The 20,385-nt window shown below is 64.0% G+C and carries 18 protein-coding genes and 1 tRNA gene; 9 read left to right on the top strand and 10 right to left on the bottom strand.

Annotated features, from left to right (window positions below; all coding sequences use genetic code 11):
- Positions 1 to 29: 29 nt before the first annotated feature.
- Together QPK31_RS12005 and QPK31_RS12000 are read left to right on the top strand one after the other, a co-directional pair.
- The gene (locus tag QPK31_RS12005; protein WP_290423166.1) at positions 30 to 656 is read left to right on the top strand and encodes a DUF47 domain-containing protein; all 627 of its coding nucleotides are present in this window, start codon (positions 30 to 32) and stop codon (positions 654 to 656) included.
- A 23-nt stretch (positions 657 to 679) separates the two neighbouring features.
- The gene (locus QPK31_RS12000; RefSeq protein WP_290423165.1) at positions 680 to 1,690 is read left to right on the top strand and encodes an inorganic phosphate transporter; all 1,011 of its coding nucleotides are present in this window, start codon (positions 680 to 682) and stop codon (positions 1,688 to 1,690) included.
- Positions 1,691 to 1,973: 283 nt separating this feature from the next.
- Here QPK31_RS12000 and QPK31_RS11995 read toward each other — a convergent pair whose 3' ends face one another.
- The 3 genes from QPK31_RS11995 to QPK31_RS11985 form a co-directional block, all read right to left on the bottom strand.
- Positions 1,974 to 3,725, bottom strand: coding sequence for a PhoH family protein (locus QPK31_RS11995; protein WP_290423164.1), 1,752 nt, complete (start codon positions 3,723 to 3,725; stop codon positions 1,974 to 1,976).
- Positions 3,726 to 3,949: 224 nt separating this feature from the next.
- Positions 3,950 to 4,420 (bottom strand): peroxiredoxin, encoded by a 471-nt coding sequence (locus tag QPK31_RS11990; RefSeq protein ID WP_290423163.1) that lies wholly within the window; start codon positions 4,418 to 4,420, stop codon positions 3,950 to 3,952.
- A 260-nt stretch (positions 4,421 to 4,680) separates the two neighbouring features.
- A complete protein-coding gene (locus tag QPK31_RS11985) occupies positions 4,681 to 5,058 on the bottom strand; it encodes an Mth938-like domain-containing protein (protein ID WP_290423162.1) in 378 nt (125 codons plus the stop codon).
- A gap of 155 nt (positions 5,059 to 5,213) precedes the next feature.
- Between QPK31_RS11985 and QPK31_RS11980 the strand changes: the two genes are divergently transcribed.
- Both QPK31_RS11980 and QPK31_RS11975 read left to right on the top strand, forming a co-directional pair.
- The gene (locus QPK31_RS11980) at positions 5,214 to 6,440 is read left to right on the top strand and encodes a pyridoxal phosphate-dependent aminotransferase (protein ID WP_290423161.1); all 1,227 of its coding nucleotides are present in this window, start codon (positions 5,214 to 5,216) and stop codon (positions 6,438 to 6,440) included.
- A 16-nt stretch (positions 6,441 to 6,456) separates the two neighbouring features.
- Positions 6,457 to 7,776, top strand: coding sequence for a homoserine dehydrogenase (locus QPK31_RS11975; RefSeq protein WP_290423160.1), 1,320 nt, complete (start codon positions 6,457 to 6,459; stop codon positions 7,774 to 7,776).
- A gap of 22 nt (positions 7,777 to 7,798) precedes the next feature.
- On the opposite strand, the gene QPK31_RS11970 is transcribed toward QPK31_RS11975, so the two are convergent.
- Positions 7,799 to 7,999 (bottom strand): hypothetical protein, encoded by a 201-nt coding sequence (locus tag QPK31_RS11970; RefSeq protein WP_290423159.1) that lies wholly within the window; start codon positions 7,997 to 7,999, stop codon positions 7,799 to 7,801.
- A 318-nt stretch (positions 8,000 to 8,317) separates the two neighbouring features.
- Between QPK31_RS11970 and QPK31_RS11965 the strand changes: the two genes are divergently transcribed.
- The 3 genes from QPK31_RS11965 to QPK31_RS11955 all read left to right on the top strand — a co-directional run bounded on the left by QPK31_RS11965 (position 8,318) and on the right by QPK31_RS11955 (position 10,974).
- A complete protein-coding gene (locus QPK31_RS11965) occupies positions 8,318 to 10,204 on the top strand; it encodes an MFS transporter (RefSeq protein WP_290423158.1) in 1,887 nt (628 codons plus the stop codon).
- A gap of 72 nt (positions 10,205 to 10,276) precedes the next feature.
- A tRNA-Pro gene (locus QPK31_RS11960) sits at positions 10,277 to 10,353 on the top strand.
- Between the two features lie 231 nt (positions 10,354 to 10,584).
- Positions 10,585 to 10,974 carry a hypothetical protein gene (locus tag QPK31_RS11955; RefSeq protein ID WP_290423157.1) on the top strand — a complete coding sequence of 130 codons (390 nt, stop codon included), beginning with the start codon at positions 10,585 to 10,587 and terminating at the stop codon, positions 10,972 to 10,974.
- 163 nt (positions 10,975 to 11,137) lie between these two features.
- On the opposite strand, the gene QPK31_RS11950 is transcribed toward QPK31_RS11955, so the two are convergent.
- Positions 11,138 to 11,911 carry a helix-turn-helix transcriptional regulator gene (locus QPK31_RS11950; RefSeq protein WP_290423156.1) on the bottom strand — a complete coding sequence of 258 codons (774 nt, stop codon included), beginning with the start codon at positions 11,909 to 11,911 and terminating at the stop codon, positions 11,138 to 11,140.
- Between the two features lie 125 nt (positions 11,912 to 12,036).
- Between QPK31_RS11950 and QPK31_RS11945 the strand changes: the two genes are divergently transcribed.
- Both QPK31_RS11945 and QPK31_RS11940 read left to right on the top strand, forming a co-directional pair.
- Positions 12,037 to 13,272 carry an MFS transporter gene (locus tag QPK31_RS11945; protein ID WP_290423155.1) on the top strand — a complete coding sequence of 412 codons (1,236 nt, stop codon included), beginning with the start codon at positions 12,037 to 12,039 and terminating at the stop codon, positions 13,270 to 13,272.
- A 192-nt stretch (positions 13,273 to 13,464) separates the two neighbouring features.
- Positions 13,465 to 14,955: an SGNH/GDSL hydrolase family protein gene (locus tag QPK31_RS11940; protein ID WP_290423154.1), complete on the top strand. Its 1,491-nt coding sequence runs from the start codon at positions 13,465 to 13,467 to the stop codon at positions 14,953 to 14,955.
- A gap of 25 nt (positions 14,956 to 14,980) precedes the next feature.
- On the opposite strand, the gene QPK31_RS11935 is transcribed toward QPK31_RS11940, so the two are convergent.
- The 5 genes from QPK31_RS11935 to QPK31_RS11915 all read right to left on the bottom strand — a co-directional run bounded on the left by QPK31_RS11935 (position 14,981) and on the right by QPK31_RS11915 (position 20,187).
- Positions 14,981 to 16,102: a glycosyltransferase family 9 protein gene (locus tag QPK31_RS11935; protein ID WP_290423153.1), complete on the bottom strand. Its 1,122-nt coding sequence runs from the start codon at positions 16,100 to 16,102 to the stop codon at positions 14,981 to 14,983.
- Positions 16,099 to 16,659 (bottom strand): HAD family hydrolase, encoded by a 561-nt coding sequence (locus QPK31_RS11930; RefSeq protein ID WP_290423152.1) that lies wholly within the window; start codon positions 16,657 to 16,659, stop codon positions 16,099 to 16,101. The genes QPK31_RS11935 and QPK31_RS11930 overlap by 4 nt, the downstream gene beginning before the upstream one ends.
- A gap of 132 nt (positions 16,660 to 16,791) precedes the next feature.
- Positions 16,792 to 17,739: a glycosyltransferase family 4 protein gene (locus QPK31_RS11925; RefSeq protein ID WP_290423151.1), complete on the bottom strand. Its 948-nt coding sequence runs from the start codon at positions 17,737 to 17,739 to the stop codon at positions 16,792 to 16,794.
- A gap of 7 nt (positions 17,740 to 17,746) precedes the next feature.
- On the bottom strand, positions 17,747 to 18,778 hold the full coding sequence (locus QPK31_RS11920; RefSeq protein WP_290423150.1) for a glycosyltransferase family 2 protein: 1,032 nt from the start codon (positions 18,776 to 18,778) through the stop codon (positions 17,747 to 17,749).
- A gap of 476 nt (positions 18,779 to 19,254) precedes the next feature.
- On the bottom strand, positions 19,255 to 20,187 hold the full coding sequence (locus tag QPK31_RS11915) for a hypothetical protein (RefSeq protein ID WP_290423149.1): 933 nt from the start codon (positions 20,185 to 20,187) through the stop codon (positions 19,255 to 19,257).
- Between the last annotated feature and the right edge of the window lie 198 nt (positions 20,188 to 20,385).

Genomic DNA, 20,385 nt, shown 5'->3' with positions numbered 1-20,385 from the left:
GTCCCAAGAGTTTTATCACGGAGAAATACATGTTTGGACGCCTGATGCCCACCGAGGGCAAGTTTTTTGATTTGTTCAACCAGCACGCTGCGCTGTGCGTAAAGGGTGCGCAAGAAATGGTTGGCCTGATGACCAACTTCGACGACCTGGAAAACCGCACCCACGCCGTGGAAAGCATCGAAAAACAGGCGGACAAGATCACCTACGCCACCGTCGACCTGCTGCACAAGACCTTCATCACCCCGCTCGACCGCGACGACATCCACAAGCTGATCACGCGCATGGACGACATCCTCGACATGATGGAAGACGCCGCGCAAACCATCTCCCTGTACGACCTGCACGCCGTGACCCCGGAAGCCAAGCGCCTGGCCGAGCTGTGCCTGGCCGCCTGCCTGAAGGTCCAGGAAGCCGTCGCCCTGCTGCACGACATGGGCAACGCGCAAAAGATCGTCGCCATCTGCGAAGAGATCGACCGCTTCGAATCCGACGCCGACCACGTGATGCGCGCCGCGATGAGCAAACTGTTCCGCGACGAACCGGACGTGCGTAACCTGATCAAGATGAAGGCGATCTACGAGATCCTCGAGACCGTCACCGACCGTTGCGAAGATGTGGCCAACATCATCGAAGGCATCATTGTCGAGAACGCGTAAGCTTCCTTAGAACAAAAATAATTATGGAACATCTCACCATCAGCATTTACGTGCTGGGTATGCTGGTGCTGCTTGCACTGATCTTCGACTTCATGAACGGTTTTCATGATTCGGCGAACGCAATCGCCACCGTCGTCTCGACGGGCGTGCTCAAGCCCCAGTCGGCGGTCGCGATGGCGGCATTCTTCAACTTCGTCGCGATCTTCGTGGTCAACATGAAGGTGGCGCAGACGATCGGCAAGGACATCATCGACCCGCACATCGTCGACCACTACGTGATCTTCGGGGCCCTGGTCGGGGCGATCGTCTGGAACATCATCACCTGGTACTACGGCATCCCGTCCTCGTCCTCGCACGCCCTGATCGGCGGCCTGGTCGGCGCGGCAGTGGCCAAGTCGGGCACCGGCGCGCTGATCTCGGCCGGCCTGTGGAAAGTGGTCGCCTTCATCGTGCTGGCGCCGCTACTGGGCTTCGTGCTCGGTTCCATCATCATGCTGATCGTGTCCTGGGTGTTCGTGAAGAGCACGCCGCGCAAGGTCGACGTCTGGTTCCGCCGCCTGCAGCTGATCTCGGCAGCCGGCTACTCGCTGGGCCACGGTGGTAACGACGCGCAAAAGACCATGGGTATCATCTGGATGCTGCTGATCGCCGCCGGCTACACCAGCGCGACCGATGCGCACCCGCCGGCCTGGGTCATCATCTCCTGCTACGCGGCAATCAGCTTCGGTACGCTGTTCGGCGGCTGGCGCATCGTCAAGACCATGGGCCAGAAGATCACCAAGCTGAAACCGGTCGGCGGCTTCTGCGCCGAAACCGGCGGCGCCATGACCTTGCTGATGGCGAGCTTCTGGGGCATCCCGGTCTCGACCACCCACACCATCACCGGCGCGATCGTCGGCGTGGGCGCCTCGCAAAAGGCCTCGGCCGTGCGCTGGGGCGTGGCGGGCAACATCGTGTGGGCCTGGATCTTCACCATCCCGGCCGCGGCCTTCGTGGCAGCGATCGCCTGGTGGATTGGTCGTCACATCATGTAATGGTGCGCTTCGCGCATGCATGAATAACGCCCGGCCAATGTGCCGGGCGTTTTTTTGCGTTTTGTTTGCCTTTGTAGGGTGGACACCTGTGTCCACGCGGTATCACCGGTGAATGAACGGCGCGGCCGAACCCAACCGTCCCGCGTGCATCGCCTTTTTTGCCTGTGCAATCACATATCAACCGCCGTACCGCGTGGACACAGGTGTCCACCCTACCTGAACCTGGTCGTAAAAAAACCTGCGGGCCGCGAGGCGCGCAGGTTTCTATCAAGGCAAAAGACGCTTACAGCACGTCGCTCGCGTGATCCGCCAGGCGCGAACGCTCGCCGCGCGCCAGGGTCACGTGGCCGCTGTGCGACCAGCCCTTGAAGCGGTCGACCACGTAGGTCAGGCCGCTCGACCCTTCGGTCAGGTAAGGCGTGTCGATCTGGGCGATGTTGCCCAGGCACAGGATCTTGGTTCCAGGACCGGCGCGCGTGACCAGGGTCTTCATCTGCTTCGGCGTCAGGTTCTGCGCTTCGTCGATGATCAGGAACTTGTTCACGAAGGTACGGCCGCGCATGAAGTTGAGCGACTTGATCTTGATGCGCGATCGGATCAGGTCTTGCGTTGCCGCGCGGCCCCAGTCGCCGGCGTCGTTGTCGGACTTGTTCAGCACTTCCAGGTTGTCGTCGAAAGCGCCCATCCACGGCGACATCTTTTCTTCCTCGGTGCCCGGCAGGAAGCCAATGTCTTCGCCGACCGGCACGGTCACGCGGGTAACGATGATCTCGTTGTACTGCTTGGTTTCCAGCACCTGCGCCAGGCCCGCGGCCAAGGCCAGCAGGGTCTTGCCGGTACCGGCCTGGCCGAGCAGGGTGACGAAATCGCATTCCGGATTCATCAACAAATTCAGCGCGAAGTTCTGCTCGCGGTTGCGCGCGGTGATGCCCCAGACGCTGTTCTTGGTGTGGCTGTAGTCGCGCAGCACTTGCAGCACGGCGGTCTTGCCGTTGATCTCTTTCACCTGCGCTTGGAAGGGCGAATCGTCGGACTCCAGGTAGACGAACTGGTTCACCAGCAGGCTGTTGATGAAGGGACCGGTCACGCGGTAGAAGGTGGTGCCGTTGCGCGTGTCTTGCCACGACTCCATGTTCTTGCTGTGCTTGTCCCAGAAATCGTCCGGCAGCTGGACGATGCCCGAGTACAGCAAATCGGTGTCTTCCAGCACATGGTCGTTGAAGTAATCTTCCGCCGGCAAGCCGAGCGCACGCGCCTTGATGCGCATGTTGATGTCTTTCGACACCAGCACGATGGCGCGGTCCGGCTGTTCACTGGCCAGGGCTTTTACCACGCCCAGGATCTGGTTGTCGGCCTTGCCGACCGGCAGGCCTTCCGGCAGGGTGGGGCCGTTCTGCAGCCTGGTCTGGAAGAACAGGCGGCCCTTGGCGTCCTTGTTGCCCAGCTTGGCCAGCTCGATGCCGGCTTCGATGGTGTCGTCGTCGATGTCGGCGATCAGGGCGTCCAGGGTGCGCGAGACCTGGCGGGCGTTGCGGGCAACCTCGGACATGCCTTTCTTGTGGTCGTCGAGTTCCTCGAGCGTCATCATCGGCAGGTAGACGTCGTGTTCCTCGAAGCGGAACAGGCAGGTCGGATCGTGCATCAGCACGTTGGTGTCGAGCACGAAGACCTTGGTCTTGCCGCTGCGGTCGGCCTTGCGGCTGGTGGAGGACTTGACGTTGACCTCGACCGGCTTGTGCTTGGCCGGATGCGGTTCGTCCATGTCCGTTTCCTTGAGCTTGGCAACGCTTGCCTGCTGCGCCGGGCGCTCGGCCACAGGTGCGGGTACCGCTGCGAGCGGCGTGGCCTTGCCCTTGCGGGCACGGGTGGACTTGGCGGCAGGGACAGCCTTGCCGCTGATGAGGTCTTCGACAGGATCGGCTTCGACCGGCGCTGCAGCGAGGGCGCGCACGGGAGACTTGCCGGGTTCGGCTTTGGGGTATTCGTTTACCGGCAGCAGCGTGGCCGGCTTGCCAGGAATTTTTGGTAGTGGCATCAGGTTCTCAATCTAAAAAAGTGGAGGACGCTCGCGCCAGCGCACCATGTGGTGTGCGCTGCCGGGCGGGATCTATGCACTGGAAAAATGTTGCGGGGGCGCGGGCCAAGGGAGTAGGGAAACCGCCTTGGCAGGCAGCCAGATTGGAATGATGCTGAGATGAAGCGGTGCGACTCAAAATAAGCGATAAGGGTCCAGCAGGTTGATCGACTGGAGCCATCCGTTCAAGGCTGGCTCTTCACAAATTCCAGCACTTCATCGACGTGATCGGCGACTTTCACGCCACGCCATTCTTTCACCAATCGGCCGTGAGCGTCAACGACAAACGTACTGCGCTCGACGCCACGGACTTGTTTGCCATACATGTTTTTCATCTTCATGACACCGAACTGGTTGCACACCAGTTCCTCGGGGTCGGAGATCAGCTCGAAGGGCAGGCCGAGCTTGGACTTGAAGCCTTCGTGCGACCGCAGCGAGTCGCGGCTGATGCCGTAGATTTCGGTGTTCGCGGCCAGGAATTCGTCGTGCTTTTCGCGGAAGGCGATGCTCTCGGTGGTGCAGCCCGGGGTATTGTCCTTGGGATAGAAATACAGCACCGTGTACTTCGCGGGACGCCCGCCAAGCTGGAAGGTCTGGTCGCCGGTCATGGCGGCGCTAAAGTTCTCTACGGTTGCTGCGCTTGGGCTGTCGGCCACTTGGATTCTCCTGGACTGGTATCGGGCAACTACTTGCAGCCCTCATCATAATCTGCGCCGCGCTCGGGTGGTAGCCCTGTCATGACAGGCGTGCGGCATTCGATGTGCCAGATGGGGACGGAAAATTGCCTTTCAACCACAATAGTCGGAATTTACACGAGTGGGCCGAAGGAGGGGCGTTCGATTGAACCAGGGTGCAAAGGATATTTGCACTGGAGAGCCAGGATGCAAATGTCCTTCGCCGCCGGTTTCACGCCGTTTTAGGCAGGGTCGATGATCAGCGCGAGCGTGACCTTGCGGCCTTCGCCCATCAGCACGTTATAGGTGCGGCAGGCGGCCTGGCTGTCCATGCTTTCGACGCCGGTGCGTTTATCCGTGAGGCTGGCGATCAGGCGCGGGTGCACGAAGCGCTGCCGTTCGCCGGTGCCGAGGATGACGACGTCCGGCGCGTCAAGCGCGATCTGCTCGAAATGGGCAGCCGTCAGGTCTTCGAAGCGGGTCACGTTCCAGGGGCGTGGCGGGGTTTCCGGCATCACCAGCAGGCTGTAGTTGAAACGCTCGGCATTGATCTCGACGCCCGAGGCATCGTAGCCGGTCACGGTCTGGTATTGTTGATTGTCGTCGGAATGCAGCTTCATGGCGTCAAATGGTTGGCAAAAGAGCCGCCCATTATAAGCCTTCCGTCCTTCCCGCCCTTTTCGCCTGCTCCCGGATGCGTATTGCTTAAATCTGGCGCTTTCGGCAGAATGGTATTTTTCGCACTGCAACATGCGGGCCAACTACAGGTGACAATTTGCGACCGATTCTGAAATCGAACAAGCTCGACGATGTCTGCTACGAGATCCGCGGCCCGGCGCTGCAAAAAGCGCGCGAGATGGAGGATGACGGCCAGAAGATCATCAAGCTGAACATCGGCAACCTGGCTGTCTTCGGTTTCGATCCGCCCGACGAGATCATGCAGGACATGATCCGGAATATGTCCGGCGCCGCCGGCTACACCGATTCCAAGGGCCTGTTCGCGCCGCGCAAGGCGATCATGCACTACACCCAGCAAAAGAAGGTCGCGGGCGTCGGCATCGATGACATTTACCTGGGCAATGGCGCATCGGAACTGATCGTCATGGCCATGCAGGGCCTGCTGAACAATGGCGACGAAGTGCTGGTGCCGGCCCCGGATTATCCGCTGTGGACGGCGGCCGTCAGCCTGGCCGGCGGCGCGCCGGTGCACTACATCTGCGACGAGCAGGCCGACTGGATGCCGGACATCGCCGACATGCGGCGCAAGATCACGCCGAACACGCGCGCGATCGTCGTCATCAACCCGAACAACCCGACCGGCGCCCTGTATCCGCGCGAAATCCTGCTCGAGATCATCGAGCTGGCGCGCCAGCACGGCCTGATCATCTACGCCGACGAAATCTACGACAAGGTGCTGTACGACGGCCACGTGCACGAGTCGATCGCCTCGCTGGCCGACGACGTGCTGTTCGTGACCCTGAACGGCCTGTCGAAGAACTACCGTTCCTGCGGCTACCGCGCCGGCTGGATGGTGGTGTCGGGCGAGAAACGCCATGCGAAGGACTATATCGAAGGCCTGAACATGCTGGCCTCGATGCGCCTGTGCGCGAATGCGCCGGGCCAGTACGCGATCCAGACCGCCCTCGGCGGCTACCAGAGCATCGACGACCTGGTGCGTCCGGGCGGGCGCCTGCTGAAGCAGCGCGACCTCGCGTACAAGCTGCTCACCGATATCCCGGGTGTGTCCTGCGTCAAGCCAAAAGCGGCGCTCTACATGTTCCCGCGCCTGGACCCGGCGATGTACCCGATCGCCGACGACCAGCAGTTCATCTGCGAACTGCTGGCCGAGGAAAAGGTCTTGCTGGTGCAGGGCACCGGCTTCAACTGGACTACGCCGGACCACTTCCGGCTGGTCTTCCTGCCCAATTCCGACGACCTGACCGATGCCTGCGGCCGTATCGCCCGCTTCCTCGACGGTTACCGACGACGCCACGCGCGCTGAAACAGACAGATTGCACATGAAACCCATCAAAGTTGGCCTCCTCGGCATCGGCACGGTTGGTGCCGGCACCTTCAACGTCCTGCAACGCAACGGCGAAGACATCCGCCGCCGCGCCGGCCGCGGCATCGAGATCGCCATGGTTGCCGCGCGCAACCTGGAGCGCGCCGCGCAAGTGACCGGCGGACAATGCGAGATCGTCGACGATCCCTTCCTGGTGGTCGACAACCCGAATATCGATATCGTCGTGGAACTGATCGGCGGCTACGAATTGCCGCGCGAACTGGTGCTACGCGCCATTGCCAACGGCAAGCACGTGGTCACCGCCAACAAGGCGCTGCTGGCCCTGCACGGCAACGAGATCTTTGCCGCGGCCCAGGAAAAAGGCGTGATGGTGGCCTTCGAGGCGGCAGTGGCCGGCGGCGTGCCGATCATCAAGGCGCTGCGCGAAGGCCTGACCGCGAACCGCATCGAATCGGTGGCCGGCATCATCAACGGCACGACCAACTTCATCCTGTCCGAGATGCGCGACAAGGGCCTGGATTTCCCGACCGTCCTGAAGCAGGCCCAGGAACTCGGCTATGCCGAAGCCGACCCGACCTTCGACATCGAGGGCGTGGACGCGGCGCATAAACTGACGATCATGTCGGCGATTGCCTTCGGTATTCCGGTGCAGTTCGACAAGGCGCACGTAGAGGGCATCAGCCAGCTGCAGGCCGACGACATCCGTTACGCCGAAGAACTGGGCTACCGCATCAAGCTGCTCGGCATTACCCGCCGTGCGCATGCGGAAGGTGTCGAAGGCATCGAGCTGCGCGTGCACCCGACCCTGATTCCGGCCACGCGCCTGATCGCGAATGTCGAAGGCGCGATGAACGCGGTGCTGGTGCAGGGCGACGCCGTTGGCGCCAGCCTGTACTACGGCAAGGGCGCCGGTTCCGAGCCGACGGCCTCGGCGGTGATCGCCGACCTGGTGGATGTGACGCGCCTGGCCACGGTCGACCCGTATTGCCGCGTGCCGCACCTGGCCTTCCAGCCGAACCAGATGACCGATGTCGCGATCCTGCCGATGTCGGAAATCACGACCAGCTATTACCTGCGCGTGTACGTGAACGACCAGCTCGGCGTGATGGCCGACCTGACCCGCATCCTGGCCGACGCCGGCATCTCGATCGACGCCGTGCTGCAAAAGGGACATCGCGGCGACGCTCGCACCGACATCATCATGATCACCCACCAGACGCGCGAAAAGAACGTCGACGCCGCCATCGAGCGCATCGAGGCGCTGGGATCGGTGGTCGGCAAGGTGATCCGCATCAGGCTCGAGACGCTGAGCTGAGCCTGACGGTTTGCCGTTCGCCTCAACAGGGCGGGCGGCTGGTGTCCGTAAGGCTCAGTTCGGCCAGGAATTCGTTATCGAACTCGTCCACGACGGTGGGCGAGACGTCGGCGCCGTCGTCGTCGAGCGAGGCGGTGGTGAGCGCGAGCAATTCCTGCTCGATGTCGTCGTAGAGCGCATCGGGTGCGCTGTGCTGGAGGCTGGGGAGCTTGGGCGAATTCATCCGAGCATTCTACTCACGCTGCACTGCACAACAAGGCGCACAATGGCGCCGTTTGCGCTGTCTCAAACGCGAAATACCGGTGTCAACCGAACTTCCCGTGCCGCTTTCGCTACACGCGTTTCCATGCCCGCGGGCCGCTTTTTGTATTGCTCGGCCTCAAACATCGCGCTTTACCCCGTGTCCACGGTATCGCGCCGCGCTACCAAGCGTATTACTATCGGCGGCTGAATTGCTACACGGGAAATATTTGTATTCAAGCCCGGCCAGGTATTGTAAATTACACACCGCCATCCGCCCCGACGCCAACGAGACCGAAGCATGAGCCAAACGAGCCAGTTTTCCCTGTTGTCCCAACGCCGCTTTGCGCCGTTTTTCTGGACCCAGTTCCTGGGCGCCTTCAACGACAACCTCTTCAAGACCGCGCTGATGGTGGCGCTGACCTATGACGCGCTGTCGTGGACCACGCTCGAACCGGGTTTGCTGAACAACCTGATTCCCGGCCTGTTCATCCTGCCGTATGTCGTGTTTTCCGCCACCGCCGGCCAGATTGCCGACAAGGTGGAAAAGGGCAGGCTGTCGCGCTTCGTCAAGCTGCTCGAAGTCGGCATCATGCTGGTGGCCGGTATCGGCTGGATGACGCACACGCTGTGGCTCTTGATCGCGGCCGTGGTCGGCATGGGCGTGCACTCGACCCTGTTCGGGCCGGTGAAGTATGCCTATTTGCCGCAGCACCTGAAGCCGGAAGAACTGGTTGGCGGCAACGGCGTGATCGAGATGGGGACCTTTGTCGGCATCCTGCTGGGCCAGGTGCTGGGCGCCTTGCTGGTGGTGCACAAGCCCTGGGGCATCGAACTGGTGGCCGGCGCCAGCCTGGCGATGGCCGCGCTCGGTTTGCTGACCAGCTGGCGTATCCCGGCTTCGCCGGCCCCGGCGCCGGAACTGCAGGTAAGCAAGAACTTCATTGCCGAGTCGATCCGCAATCTGCGCTTCTCGGCCCAGAACCGCACCGTGTTCCTGTCGATGCTCGGTAATTCCTGGTTCTGGTTCTACGGCGCCCTGGTGCTGTCGCAATTCCCGCTGTATGCCAAGGATTACCTGCATGGAGACAACAGCGTGTTCGTGCTGCTGCTGACCGTGTTCTCGCTCGGCGTCGGCGCCGGGTCGCTGCTGTGCGAGAAACTGTCTGGTCACAAGGTCGAGATCGGGTTGGTGCCGTTCGGCGCGATCGGGCTGTCGGTGTTCGGCATCGATCTCTACTTTGCCAGCCTGGCCTACACGAATACGGCCACCGTCGGCGCGATGGCGCTGCTGCAACTGCCGGGTACGTGGCGCATCCTGATGGACGTGGTGCTGATCGGCGTGTTCGGCGGCCTGTTCATCGTGCCGCTGTTCGCGCTGATCCAGACGCGCTGCGATCCGAAGCACGTGTCGCGCACGATTGCCGGCATGAACATCCTGAATGCGGTGTTCATGGTGGCGGCGGCCGGCGTGGCCATCCTGCTGCTGGGGCAGGGCTTCACGATTCCGCAGATGTTCCTGGTGACCGCGCTGCTGAATGCGCTGGTGGCGCTGTACATCTTCTCGCTGGTGCCGGAATTCCTGATGCGTTTCCTGGCCTGGCTGCTGATCCACACGATCCACCGCGTGAAGACCGTGGACGTCGAGCGGATTCCCGACGAAGGTCCGGCGGTGCTGGTGTGTAACCACGTCAGCTACGTCGACGCGCTGGTGATCGGCGCCGCCAGCCCGCGCCCGATCCGCTTCGTGATGGACCACCGCATTTTCAAGACGCCTTTCCTGGGCTGGATCTTCCGCACCGCCAAGGCGATTCCGATTGCGCCGGCCAAGGAAGATCCTTTCCTGATGGAGCGCGCTTTCATCGACATCGCCCAGGCCCTGCATGAAGGTGACCTCGTCTGCATCTTCCCGGAAGGCAAGCTGACCCGTACCGGCGACATGAACGAGTTCCGCGGCGGGATTTCGAAGATCGTCGAACGCAGCAAGGTGCCGGTGATCCCGATGGCGCTGCGCGGGCTGTGGGGCAGCGTGTTCACGCGCGATCCGGGGAATGTGTTCGAGCGTTCGTTGACGCGTGGTTTGCGTTCGAAGCTGGCGCTGGCGGTGGGCGCGCCGGTGCCGCCGCAGGAGGCGACGCCGGAGTACCTGTACGAACAGGTGAGCGAGTTGCGCGGGGACTGGAAGTAAGCCTGGAAACGAGGCTGGACTGTGACAAAAACCTAAGACATTTTTCTGTCTCTGGTATAATTGTTGACTAGTCGGGGCGTAGCGCAGCCTGGTAGCGTACGTGCATGGGGTGCACGGGGTCGGAGGTTCGAATCCTCTCGCCCCGACCAAAAGAATCAGGGAAAAAGGCCAATCTTCGGATTGGCCTTTTTCTTTTCCGGCCCGGTTACCCCTGCATTGACCCCGCAGCTTTTAGCTCTACAGTTTTACCTTTGCAAGGCGGCGCCGTGGCGTACGACATTCGATTCTTGTTGTCCAAGTAATAGCATCGTACAGTGAGCCATTCTAATGTCCGCAATCGGCCCACAAGCAGCCATCCCAACATGCAAGGATCAAACGACATGCAGCTACTACCTCAACAGCAAAATGTAAATGCGTTGCGCGATTTGGCTTCGGCAGGAGTCGACCTGTTAGCGACAGGCCAGTTCGAATTGCTAGTAGAGCGTTATGGCTATGCAGTGGCCTGCGGGCGTAATCCGGTCGATGCCGTAATGATGGACTTGGCCGAAGCACTATCCGAGACGTCAGGAAATAAGCTCCTGCAAATGGGGCCGAATAACCTGTCGGTAGTCTTTTGCCAGCAAAGCGACTCTGGTCTTCGGGCTGCAATCGACTGTGAAGTAACGACGCAAGCGGGGAAAAATATATGGGTTAGTTTCGTCGTTACCGGGGCCGAAGCTGGGCAATTTCTCATCTTGGAAGAAATTTGCGCCGAGCCTGGGTCCGATTAACCTGAACCGGCGTGCGCAGGTAAACTTAACTTGGACCAGTGACCTCGGCAGTGAAGGTCCGCAACGGGTCGTCAGCAACCGTCCAGGTCTTCGTGTCTACCTGGAATTAGGCTGCGCCACGCTGGGTAGTCGCTTGTACCAACCTTTCGCTATCCACGGGTGGCTAAATAAAAAACCTGGTCGGCGTCACGCCGAAATGGCGCTTGAACATGGCCGCGAACGCGCTCGGGCTGGCATAGCCGCAATCGAGCGCGACATCGATGATCTTGTCGCCGTTCGCAATCCGTTGCAGCGCATGCAGCAGGCGCGCCTGTTCGCGCCAAGTGGCGAAGGTCATGCCGGTTTCCTTGACGAACATGCGGTGCAGCGTGCGCTCGCCGACGCCGATCGAGGTCGCCCATTCGGCTGCACTATTGTCCGCCGCCGGGTTGTCGCTCAGTGCGCGGCACAGCTTTCTCAGCCGTCCTTCATCCGGCATCGGCAGGTGCAGCGGTAGCACCGGGGACATGCGGATTTCGTCGAGCAGCAAATCGATCAGGCGGGCGTCGCGTCCCTGCGGTTCCTCGCTTGGTGAAATGCGCACGGCTTCGACCAGCAATTCCCGCAGCAGCGGCGAGACGTTCATCACGCGGCTTGCCAGCGGCAACGTCGGCACTTTCGCCACGTCGATGTAGGCCGTGCGAATCAGCACGTCGCCGGACATGGTGACGTTGTGGCGCAGGCGCGGCAGCATCCACAACGCCCGGTTCGGCGTGACGACCCAGGAGCCGGCATCGGTGTTCACCAGCATCACGCCTTCGGTCGCATACAGCAGTTGCCCGGTCGGGTGCGTATGCCAGCCGGTCGAGGTGCCTGCCGGCCAGCGGTTTTCCATGACGACGAGCGGACGAGGCAAGTGGTCGAAGTGCGGATGTTTTTCGGAAGGATGCAGTGCCATGGCAGGAATTCTACAGGTGGTGGCAGCCTAGCGCGAGACGGCCACCGCCGGCTGACCTATGCTTCAGGCTTGCGCTACCTTCCCCATATTAGCCGGGCAGGGCGCCGTTCATTATTCGATCTTTCATGACTGCCAAACCTTCCCAACTCGGTACGCCGGACACAGCACCGGTCTCCCTGACTGCCGAGAAGCCGCACGGCTTCCTGCTGCCCATCGTCGGCGGCGCAGCCGTGGCCCACCTGCTCAATGACATGATCCAGGCCATGCTGCCGGCGATCTTCCCTATGCTCAAAAGCAGTTTCGCCCTGGATTTCGGCCAGATCGGCATCCTGGCCCTGGTCTACCAGATCACGGCCTCGCTGCTGCAGCCCTGGGTCGGCATCTATACCGACAAGCACCCGCAACCCTGGCTCCTGCCATCGGGCATGGTGATGACGGCGGTCGGCATCGCCTTGCTCGCGACGGCGAACAGCTACCACATGCTGCTGGTGGCGGCGGCCGTGATCGGCATCGGTTCCGCCACCTTCCACCCCGAAGCCTCGCGCATCGCGCGCCTCGGTTCGGGCGGCAAGTTCGGCACCGCGCAATCGACCTTCCAGGTCGGCGGCAACTCCGGCAGCGCGATCGGCCCGTTGCTGACGGCGGCAATCATCATTCCCCACGGCCAGGGCGCGGTGGCATGGTTCCTGGTGGTGGCCATCGTTGCCATCCTGGTGCTGACGCGCCTGAGCGTCTGGGGCCGCCACCACGGCGCGGCCAAGGCGAAGAGCCTGTCGCAGGGCCAGGGCGCAGGCCTGGACCGTGCCGGCGTGATCCGCGCCGTGGCCGTGATCTGCATCCTGATGTTCGCCAAGTTCGTCTACATCGCCTCGTTCACGAACTACTTCACCTTCTACCTGATCGAGCGTTTCCAGCTGAGCGTGCAGCACAGCCAGATGTTCCTGTTCATGTTCCTGGCGGCCGTGGCTGCCGGTACCTTTGCCGGCGGACCGGTGGGCGACCGCATCGGCCGCAAGGCGGTGATCTGGATTTCCTTCCTCGGCGTGGCGCCGTTTGCGTTGGCGCTGCCTTACGCCAATTTGTTCTGGACGGCGGTACTGGCGATTGCCATCGGCCTGGTGATGTCGTCGGCCTTTGCCGCGCTGGTGGTGTATGCCCAGGAAGCGGTGCCGGGACGCGTGGGCATGGTCTCGGGCCTGATGTTCGGGCTGATGTTCGGCATCGGCGGCATTGGCGCGGCCGGGCTGGGCGAGCTGGCCGACAAGCACGGCATCGTCTGGGTGTATGGCGTGATTTCCTTCCTGCCGCTGCTGGGACTGGCCACGGCTTTCCTGCCGACTGCGCGCAAGCTGAAGGGTTGAGCGTTTCATCTGACTGAATTGGAGTGGCATTTATTTAGCCGCTTCAATAAAGTTCCCTTGGCTCATCGGTTTTCTGCGCAGGCTTCGACTTTGCGCAATGTTGCTCGTTGCCCGTACCTTGTTCGCAACGGTCGGGATCGTTAGATTGGGCGTTCCGCCAGCTGGCGGCGACCCCAACAACGAGGAGCACACATGAAGATGCAGTCGCTGTTCTTGTCCGACCCCGTTCATTCTTCGCCGCGACCGACCACGCGGCTGCGCAGCCTGCTGGCCGCCGGCGCGCTGGCGCTGGCCAGCCTGGCGCTGCCGCTGAGCGCCCACGCCGACAAGGGCTTGTGGGACGCGAGCCAGCAATGGGTCGGCACCTGGGGCACTGCGCCCGCCGGTCCACCGCTGCCGGCGCAGACCCAGACCTTCACCGACCAGACCTTGCGCCTGATTGTGCATACCAGCATCGGCGGTCCGCAAGTGCGCATCCGCGTGTCGAACGAGCTCGGCAGCACGCCGCTGCGCATCGGCGCCGCCCACATCGCGCTGCGCCAGGCCGGCGCCGACATCGTGGCCGGCAGCGACCGCGTGCTGACCTTCAGCGGCGCGACCTCGATCACGGTGCCGGCCGGAGCGCCGGTGCTGTCCGACCCGGTCGACCTGAACGTGCCGGCGCTGGGCGACCTGGCCGTCAGCCTCTACCTGCCGGGCGAAGTCCAGGCCACGACGATCCACGGTTCGGCCTTCCAGACCAACTACGTGTCGCTGCCGGGCGATTTCACAGCGTCAGCCACGCTGCCGACCCAGCGCACCATCACCTCCTGGCCCTTCCTGACCGAAGTCGACGTCAGCGCACCGGGCGCCGGCACCATCGTCGCCCTGGGCGACTCGATCACCGATGGCGCGGTGACCACGGTCGACGCCAACCGCCGCTGGCCCGACCTGCTGGCGCTGCGCCTGCAGACCACGCGCGACACGGCGACGAGCGGCGCGGGCACCGACATCCGCACCGACATTCGCACCGGCACGACCGCAGGCACGGGCGCCGGCAAGGCCAACGCCGCGCAGGCGTCGGCGGCGGGTGCTTCGCCGGCGCTGCGCGCGCTGAACAGCCGCCTCGGCGTGGTGAACCGCGGCATCGGCGGCGACCGCCTGCTGCGCGACCCGGGCGAGCAGCCGCTGTTCGGACGCGCCGCGCTGGTCCGTTTCGACCGCGACGTGCTGGCAACCAGCGGCGTGCGCCACCTGATCGTCCTGATCGGCATCAACGATATCGGCCATCCAGGCACCGGCACCATCCCGGTCACCGAGACCGTGACGGCGCAGGACCTGATCGCCGGCTACCGCCAGTTGATCTCCCGCGCCCACGCCAAGGGCATTCCGGTGTACGGCGCCACGCTGACGCCGTTCGAAGGCACGATCTTCCCCGGCTATTACTCGCCCGAGAAGGAAGCCGTACGCCAGGCCGTGAACAACTGGATCCGTGGCAGCGACGAGTTCGACGCCGTGATCGACTTCGACCGCGCCGTCCGCGACCCGGCCAACCCGACGCGCATGCTGCCGGCCTACGACAGCGGCGACCACCTGCACCCGAACGACCTGGGCATGCAGGCGATGGCGAATGCGATTCCGCTCGCATTGTTCCGTTCGAGCGGAGCGGCTCTGGCGCCGGCCGGGCAGAAACTGCGCAAATAAGCGTCCCGGGTGCGCGGCAGGGTCGTCATGCCATGCGCATCTCCTTTCGCCGGTAAGGCTCGGTCTGCTTGAGCAGGCTGCAGACCGCGTCGACCACCTGGCTCGGCGCCAGCTTTTCCGGGCAGTCGTGGTGGCCTTGCGGGCAGATGCTGCGCGCGCAGTTGCGGCAGCCGACATCGTGGTTCGGCACGCGGCCCGGCACGCGCCAGGGCGTGTACCGGGGATTGGGCAGCGCGCTCAAGTCGACCACCGGTGCACCGACCGCCGCTGCGAGGTGGGTGGGGCCGGTGTTGCTGCTCACCACCAGCGAGGCCTGGGACAGCAGCGCGCCCAGTTCGCCAATATGCAGTTGCCCGGCGAACGAGTGGACCGGGGCGCCGCCTGACTCCCTGGCAGGCGCCACGATCTGCGCGATCTGTGCGGCCTCGTGCGCCGCACCGGTAAAGACCAGCGGACATTTGACGCGTTCGCCCAATTCCCGGACCAGGGTCTGCCAGTGATGCGGCGGATAGCGGCGCGCCGGGGCGCTCGCGCCGGGATGCAGCACCAGCCAGCGCCCGTCCGGATCGATGCCGGCTTGCCTCAACCTGCCGCGCACCGCATCGATGTCGGCGGGCAGGGGCGTGAAGGCCAGGCGCTCGTCGGCGATCTCGGCGCCAACGTGGCGCACCAGGTCGAGCTGGCGCTGCACTTCATGGCGCACCATGGCGCCCGGTTCCGGGTCGGCGATCCAGTCGCTCAACAACTGGTAAGGCTGTTCGCGGCAATAGGCCAGGCGCAAGGGGATGCCGGCCAGCTGGCACAGCAAGGCGGCCGGCAGCGCGCTCTGGCTATAGGAGGTGAAGATCACGGCGGCATCGAAGCCGTGTCCGGCCAGCGTGGCGAGCCTGTCGCGGTGCTGCTCGGGCCGCAGGTCGGCGCTGCTTTTGATCCACGGCGCTTCATAGGCGATGGCGGCGTCGACATCGTCGAGGTAGGGCGCCAGCGCCGCGCCGGCAGGCGAAGCGAGCAGCGTCAGGCGGCGCTCGGGGTGCTGGGCGCGCAGTGCGCGCATCGCGGGCGTGCACATCAGCACGTCGCCCAGCGCGTCGAGCCGCACGCACAGCAGGTGGCGCGCCTGGTTCCAGGGGAGAGCGGGGCGCGTCATTCGTTCTCGTGGCTGGCGATGAGCACGGCGGCGCCGTACAGGTCGGGCGCCATGCGGGTGGGGATGCGGCGCGGTCCGAGGCGCCATTCGCTTTCGTTGCCGTTGTCGAGCAGGATCGTGCGGCAGCCGGCGCGGTTGCCCGCTTCGACATCGTGCAGGATGTCGCCGATCATCCACGACGAACGCAGATCGACGCCGTGCTCCATCGCGGCTTTTAACAGCAGCCCGGGCAGGGGCTTGCGGCAATGGCAGTCGATGGCATAGCGCGCGACGGTGCCGCCCGGGTGATGCGGGCAATAGTAAAAGCCGTCGAGCATCAGGTTTTCGCGGAACAGCAGGTCGGCGATGCGGTCGCCGACCACATGCATCGCATCTTCCGGAAAGCGGCCTTCGGCAATGCCGGACTGGTTGCTGACCACGAACAAACGGTAGTCGAGCTTGACCAGCAGGCGCAGCGCCGGGCCGGCGCCGGCAGCCAAACGGATGCGGCGCGGTTCCACGTTGTACGGCAGCCTGTCGATCAGCGTGCCGTCCTTGTCGAGAAAGATCGCTTTCATGTCAGGGCCAGGTGGTGTCGTTCATCGTCGATAGCGCCGCTTCCTGCGTCTTTTCCTGCATCATTGCCATGTCTGCTCCTGATGATTGAACATTCGCGAATGTGGGTGGAGCTGGGCGCATGCAGCCTCCCGCTAGCTACCCGTGACCTGGCGCAGGGCGGCGTCCCAGTCGGCGCTGAAGCGCTCGATCGAGAAGCGTTCCTGGGCGCGGCGGCGCCCGGCCTGGCCGATGTCGCGCGCCAGCGAAGGGCTGCGCAGCAGTTCGCGCATGCACTCGGCCAGGCGCTCGAAGCGGGTGTCGGAATAGCCATTGGCGCCATCCTCGATGACAGTGGCCATCTCGGCGGTGGCAAAGGCCACCACCGGGATGCCGGTCATCATGGCCTCGATCACGGCCAGGCTCAGGCTGGCGTAGCGGATCGGGCTGAACAGGAAGCGGTAGTGGGCGGCAAAGGCCGGCAGCTGCGCATGCGGGATGTCGCCGATGCCGCCCAGCTCTTCGGCGGCCATGCCGACCAGGTCGAGCGGCAGTTCGGCGCGGGCGCGCAGGAACAGGTCGGGGCCCATGCGCCGCCCGCGCCGCGCCAGGTGGTTGCTGATGACCAGGCCACGCTCGATGTCGCCGCGGTAGCGCACGCTTTCGGGCACCAGCACGCCGTGCTCGATGACGGTGGTGGGCGTGCGCCCGTTGTCCCACATGAGCTCGTTGAAGGGCGTGACGTGCACCAGCAGCACGTTCGGGTCGTCGACGGGGTGGGGCGTGTCGGTGGGATGGGCGCGCGGCGGATCGTGTTCGAGGTAGATGCGCGGCAGGGCGCGCTGGCCCGGCGTCAGGAATGCGTACTGGTCCTTTTCCCATTGGTGGACGTCCTGGAACAGGATGCAGTCGAACTCCTGGCCGCGCACCTGCGCCACCGGCAGGTCGTGCACGTTGTCGCCCCAGGCCATGTGGCCGCAGCGCCCGCCGTAGCCGGGCGGGCGGCCGGGCTTCGAGAGGACGAAGAAGTCGTGCGGCGCCTGCGACAGGTAGTACAGATAGCTGCCGTGGGTGTGCCAGGTCAGGACCTTGAGTCGGCGCATGGGAACCTCAGGTGAAGCGGACGCGGTAACGGACGGCTCCGGCCAGGCGCCAGAACACCGCCAGCGGAGGGATCAGGGCCGAGGTCACGATCATCTCGGCGATATGGGACGCGGTTTTCGCTGTGCCGCGCAGGCGCTGCAGGCACAGGCGCGCGGTCAGCCCCAGCCAGGCCAGGCCGGCCAGGCCGAACACGAGGGCGCTGCCGGCCAGCCAGCCGGCCAGGGCCAGCAGCAGGGCCCCCACGGCCAGGTAATGGTCCCAGCGCGGCGCCGGCTCGACCTTGGCGCGGTAGAGGCCGGGATGCTTCTTGTAGAGCAGGGCGTCGAACACGGCACGGCGCGTGTGCAGCAGGCTCACGCCCCAGGGCGCAGGGCGCAGCGGATGCACCACCAGCGCCTGCGGCGCACGCACGATGCGCGCGTCGATGCCGAGCAGGCGGAAGTGCAGGTCGCTGTCTTCGCGGCAGGGTTCGGTGAAGCGCTCGTCGAAACCGTCCAGGCGCTCGAGGATGCTTTTGCGGCAGAAGCAGTTGGCGGCGACGAACTCGGCGGTTTCGAGCTGGCGCGCGGTGCGCTGGTAATCGGTGGGCGTGGCCGGCAAGGGCATTTCCACGCGCCCGCACAGGACGTCGACGTTCTCGTTGAAGGCGGCCAGGCCCTGGGCCAGCCAGGTGGGCGAAGGCACGGTGTCGTCGTCGGTAAAGGCAATGATCGCGGCCTGGGCCGCACGCCAGCCGAGGTTGCGCGCCGCCGCCGGGCCGTGCTGGCCGGAATTGGCGACATACACCAGGCGCGGGCCGCGGTCGAGCGTGCGGGCGCGCCAGCCGGCCACCAGGTGCAGGGTGTTGTGGTTGGGCTCGTCGTCGACGATGATGATCTCGAAGGCGCTGCCCGGCAGGGTCTGGCGGCTGAGGGCGTCGAGGCAGCGGTCGAGCAGGTCCATGCGGCCGCAGGTGGGCACGACCACCGATACGCTGAAGGCCAGCCCGAGCGGCGGCCCGAGGCCGGTGCCGACAGTCTCCCTGTTCGTTTCTTGCATGCTCGCCTCCCTGTGTTGGCGCCCGCGGTCCATGACGACGATGAGGTCGGCGTTGACGATGGTGGACAGCGGTGCGCAATAATCAGGGTGGTTCGATTCCGCGACGAACGGTCGAGTTCCTGCGTGATGGTGTGTTCTGAATCTGAATCAAGTGCCGACGTCGCCAGGAACGATCATAAGTGTTGTGTCAATCCGCCACAGGAGCGTGTTCGCGTGCTCGAAACCGTCTCAAATAATTTCACAAAATTTCATCGAGGGAGAAAGATTAGTCCTACATGGAGTGCGTGAATTTGTGGGCTCAGCGTTGATTCCAGACGCATGAAACCTTACTGGCCGATCGTCTGCGCACATGGCGGGACGTAAAAAAACCGGCCACCTCGCGGTAGCCGAAGAATGAAAAAACCGGCCACCTCGCGGTAGCCGGTCAAGGTCCCCGGCCGAAGCCAGGGCTTATGGGAGCTGGTAAGGACGGACGATTACTTGCGCGAGAACCCGGTGTCGTCGTCCATCTTGCGGTCGCCCGCCAGGCGGTTGGCGCCGGCCGGGCTCTTCGGGTAGCCGCCGGCGGCGTCGTTCGACTGGTGCACCGGATTCGGTTCGTCCTTCATGCTGGCGCCGGGCTGCCATTCCTGGTTTTCGGTACGCGGCCCCGCGTTGCCCGGGCTGCGCGGCAGGCCACCGGCGACGTCGTTCGACTGATGGACCTCGGCGCCCTGTTCGCGGCCCTGTTCGCCAGTCTGCGAGCCGGCGCGGTCGGTGCTGTCCTGGCGTTGCCGCACAGGCGTGCGCGGCAGGTCTTCGGCACGCTGGCTATTGCCCGGCTGCCCGGCCGATGCCATTTGCGCCGATTGCACCTGCTGCCCGGACTGCATGGCCTGGCTGCCGTATGCCGGCTGCGAGGCAGGCTGTGATACGCCGTGATGATGGCCTAGCGATCCGCCCTGCAATTCGGGCTGGCGCGGATCCTGGGGATTCATGCGTTCGGCCTGGGCGTTGCCGGCATAGCCGCCCTGGTGCGGTGCGACCGATACGCCGCTGCCGGCGGCGCGGTGGCCGCCGACGGGCTGTTCCAGTTCGCCCCAGGCTTGCGAATGCTGTTCCATCTGGCGCTGGTGGCTGTCGGTGATGCCTTGCGTCGGTCCGCTGCCGCCGCTCTGCTGGGTCTGCATCGAGCCGCCCGGCAAGTCCCAGCGGCTGCTTTCCTCGGTCCACGGGCCGGGACCCATGCCGCTTTGCTGGGTGCCCATCTGGTCGATGCCCTGGCGGCCCTGCTGCTGCGACGCGCCTTGCGGATAGGTGTGGTCGAGCGGGGCATCGGGAGCGGTCTTGCCCTTGGCATTCGCATTCCACTTTTCGTTGCCGCCGTTATTGGTCTGGTTGTTCATTTCGCTGCGTTGGTTCGCGTCCATGACATTTCCTTTCACAAGACAAGTTCGCTGGCGCGGCCGCCCGGCCCATCGCCGCTGGCGCCGCCTGATCCCCTCATGATGCGCGCGCCTTCCGACATCCAGTATAGGAAGACGCAGCGGTAGTGTGTAGGACTACAACTGATGGGCATTCTTGCCTATTGACAGTTCCTTTCGTAAGTGCATTTTCTCTTGCGTGAA

The sequence above is a fragment of the Massilia sp. YIM B02769 genome, assembly GCF_030411995.1.
Taxonomy (GTDB): domain Bacteria; phylum Pseudomonadota; class Gammaproteobacteria; order Burkholderiales; family Burkholderiaceae_D; genus Telluria.
This window is presented reverse-complemented; position numbering and strand designations above follow the sequence as displayed.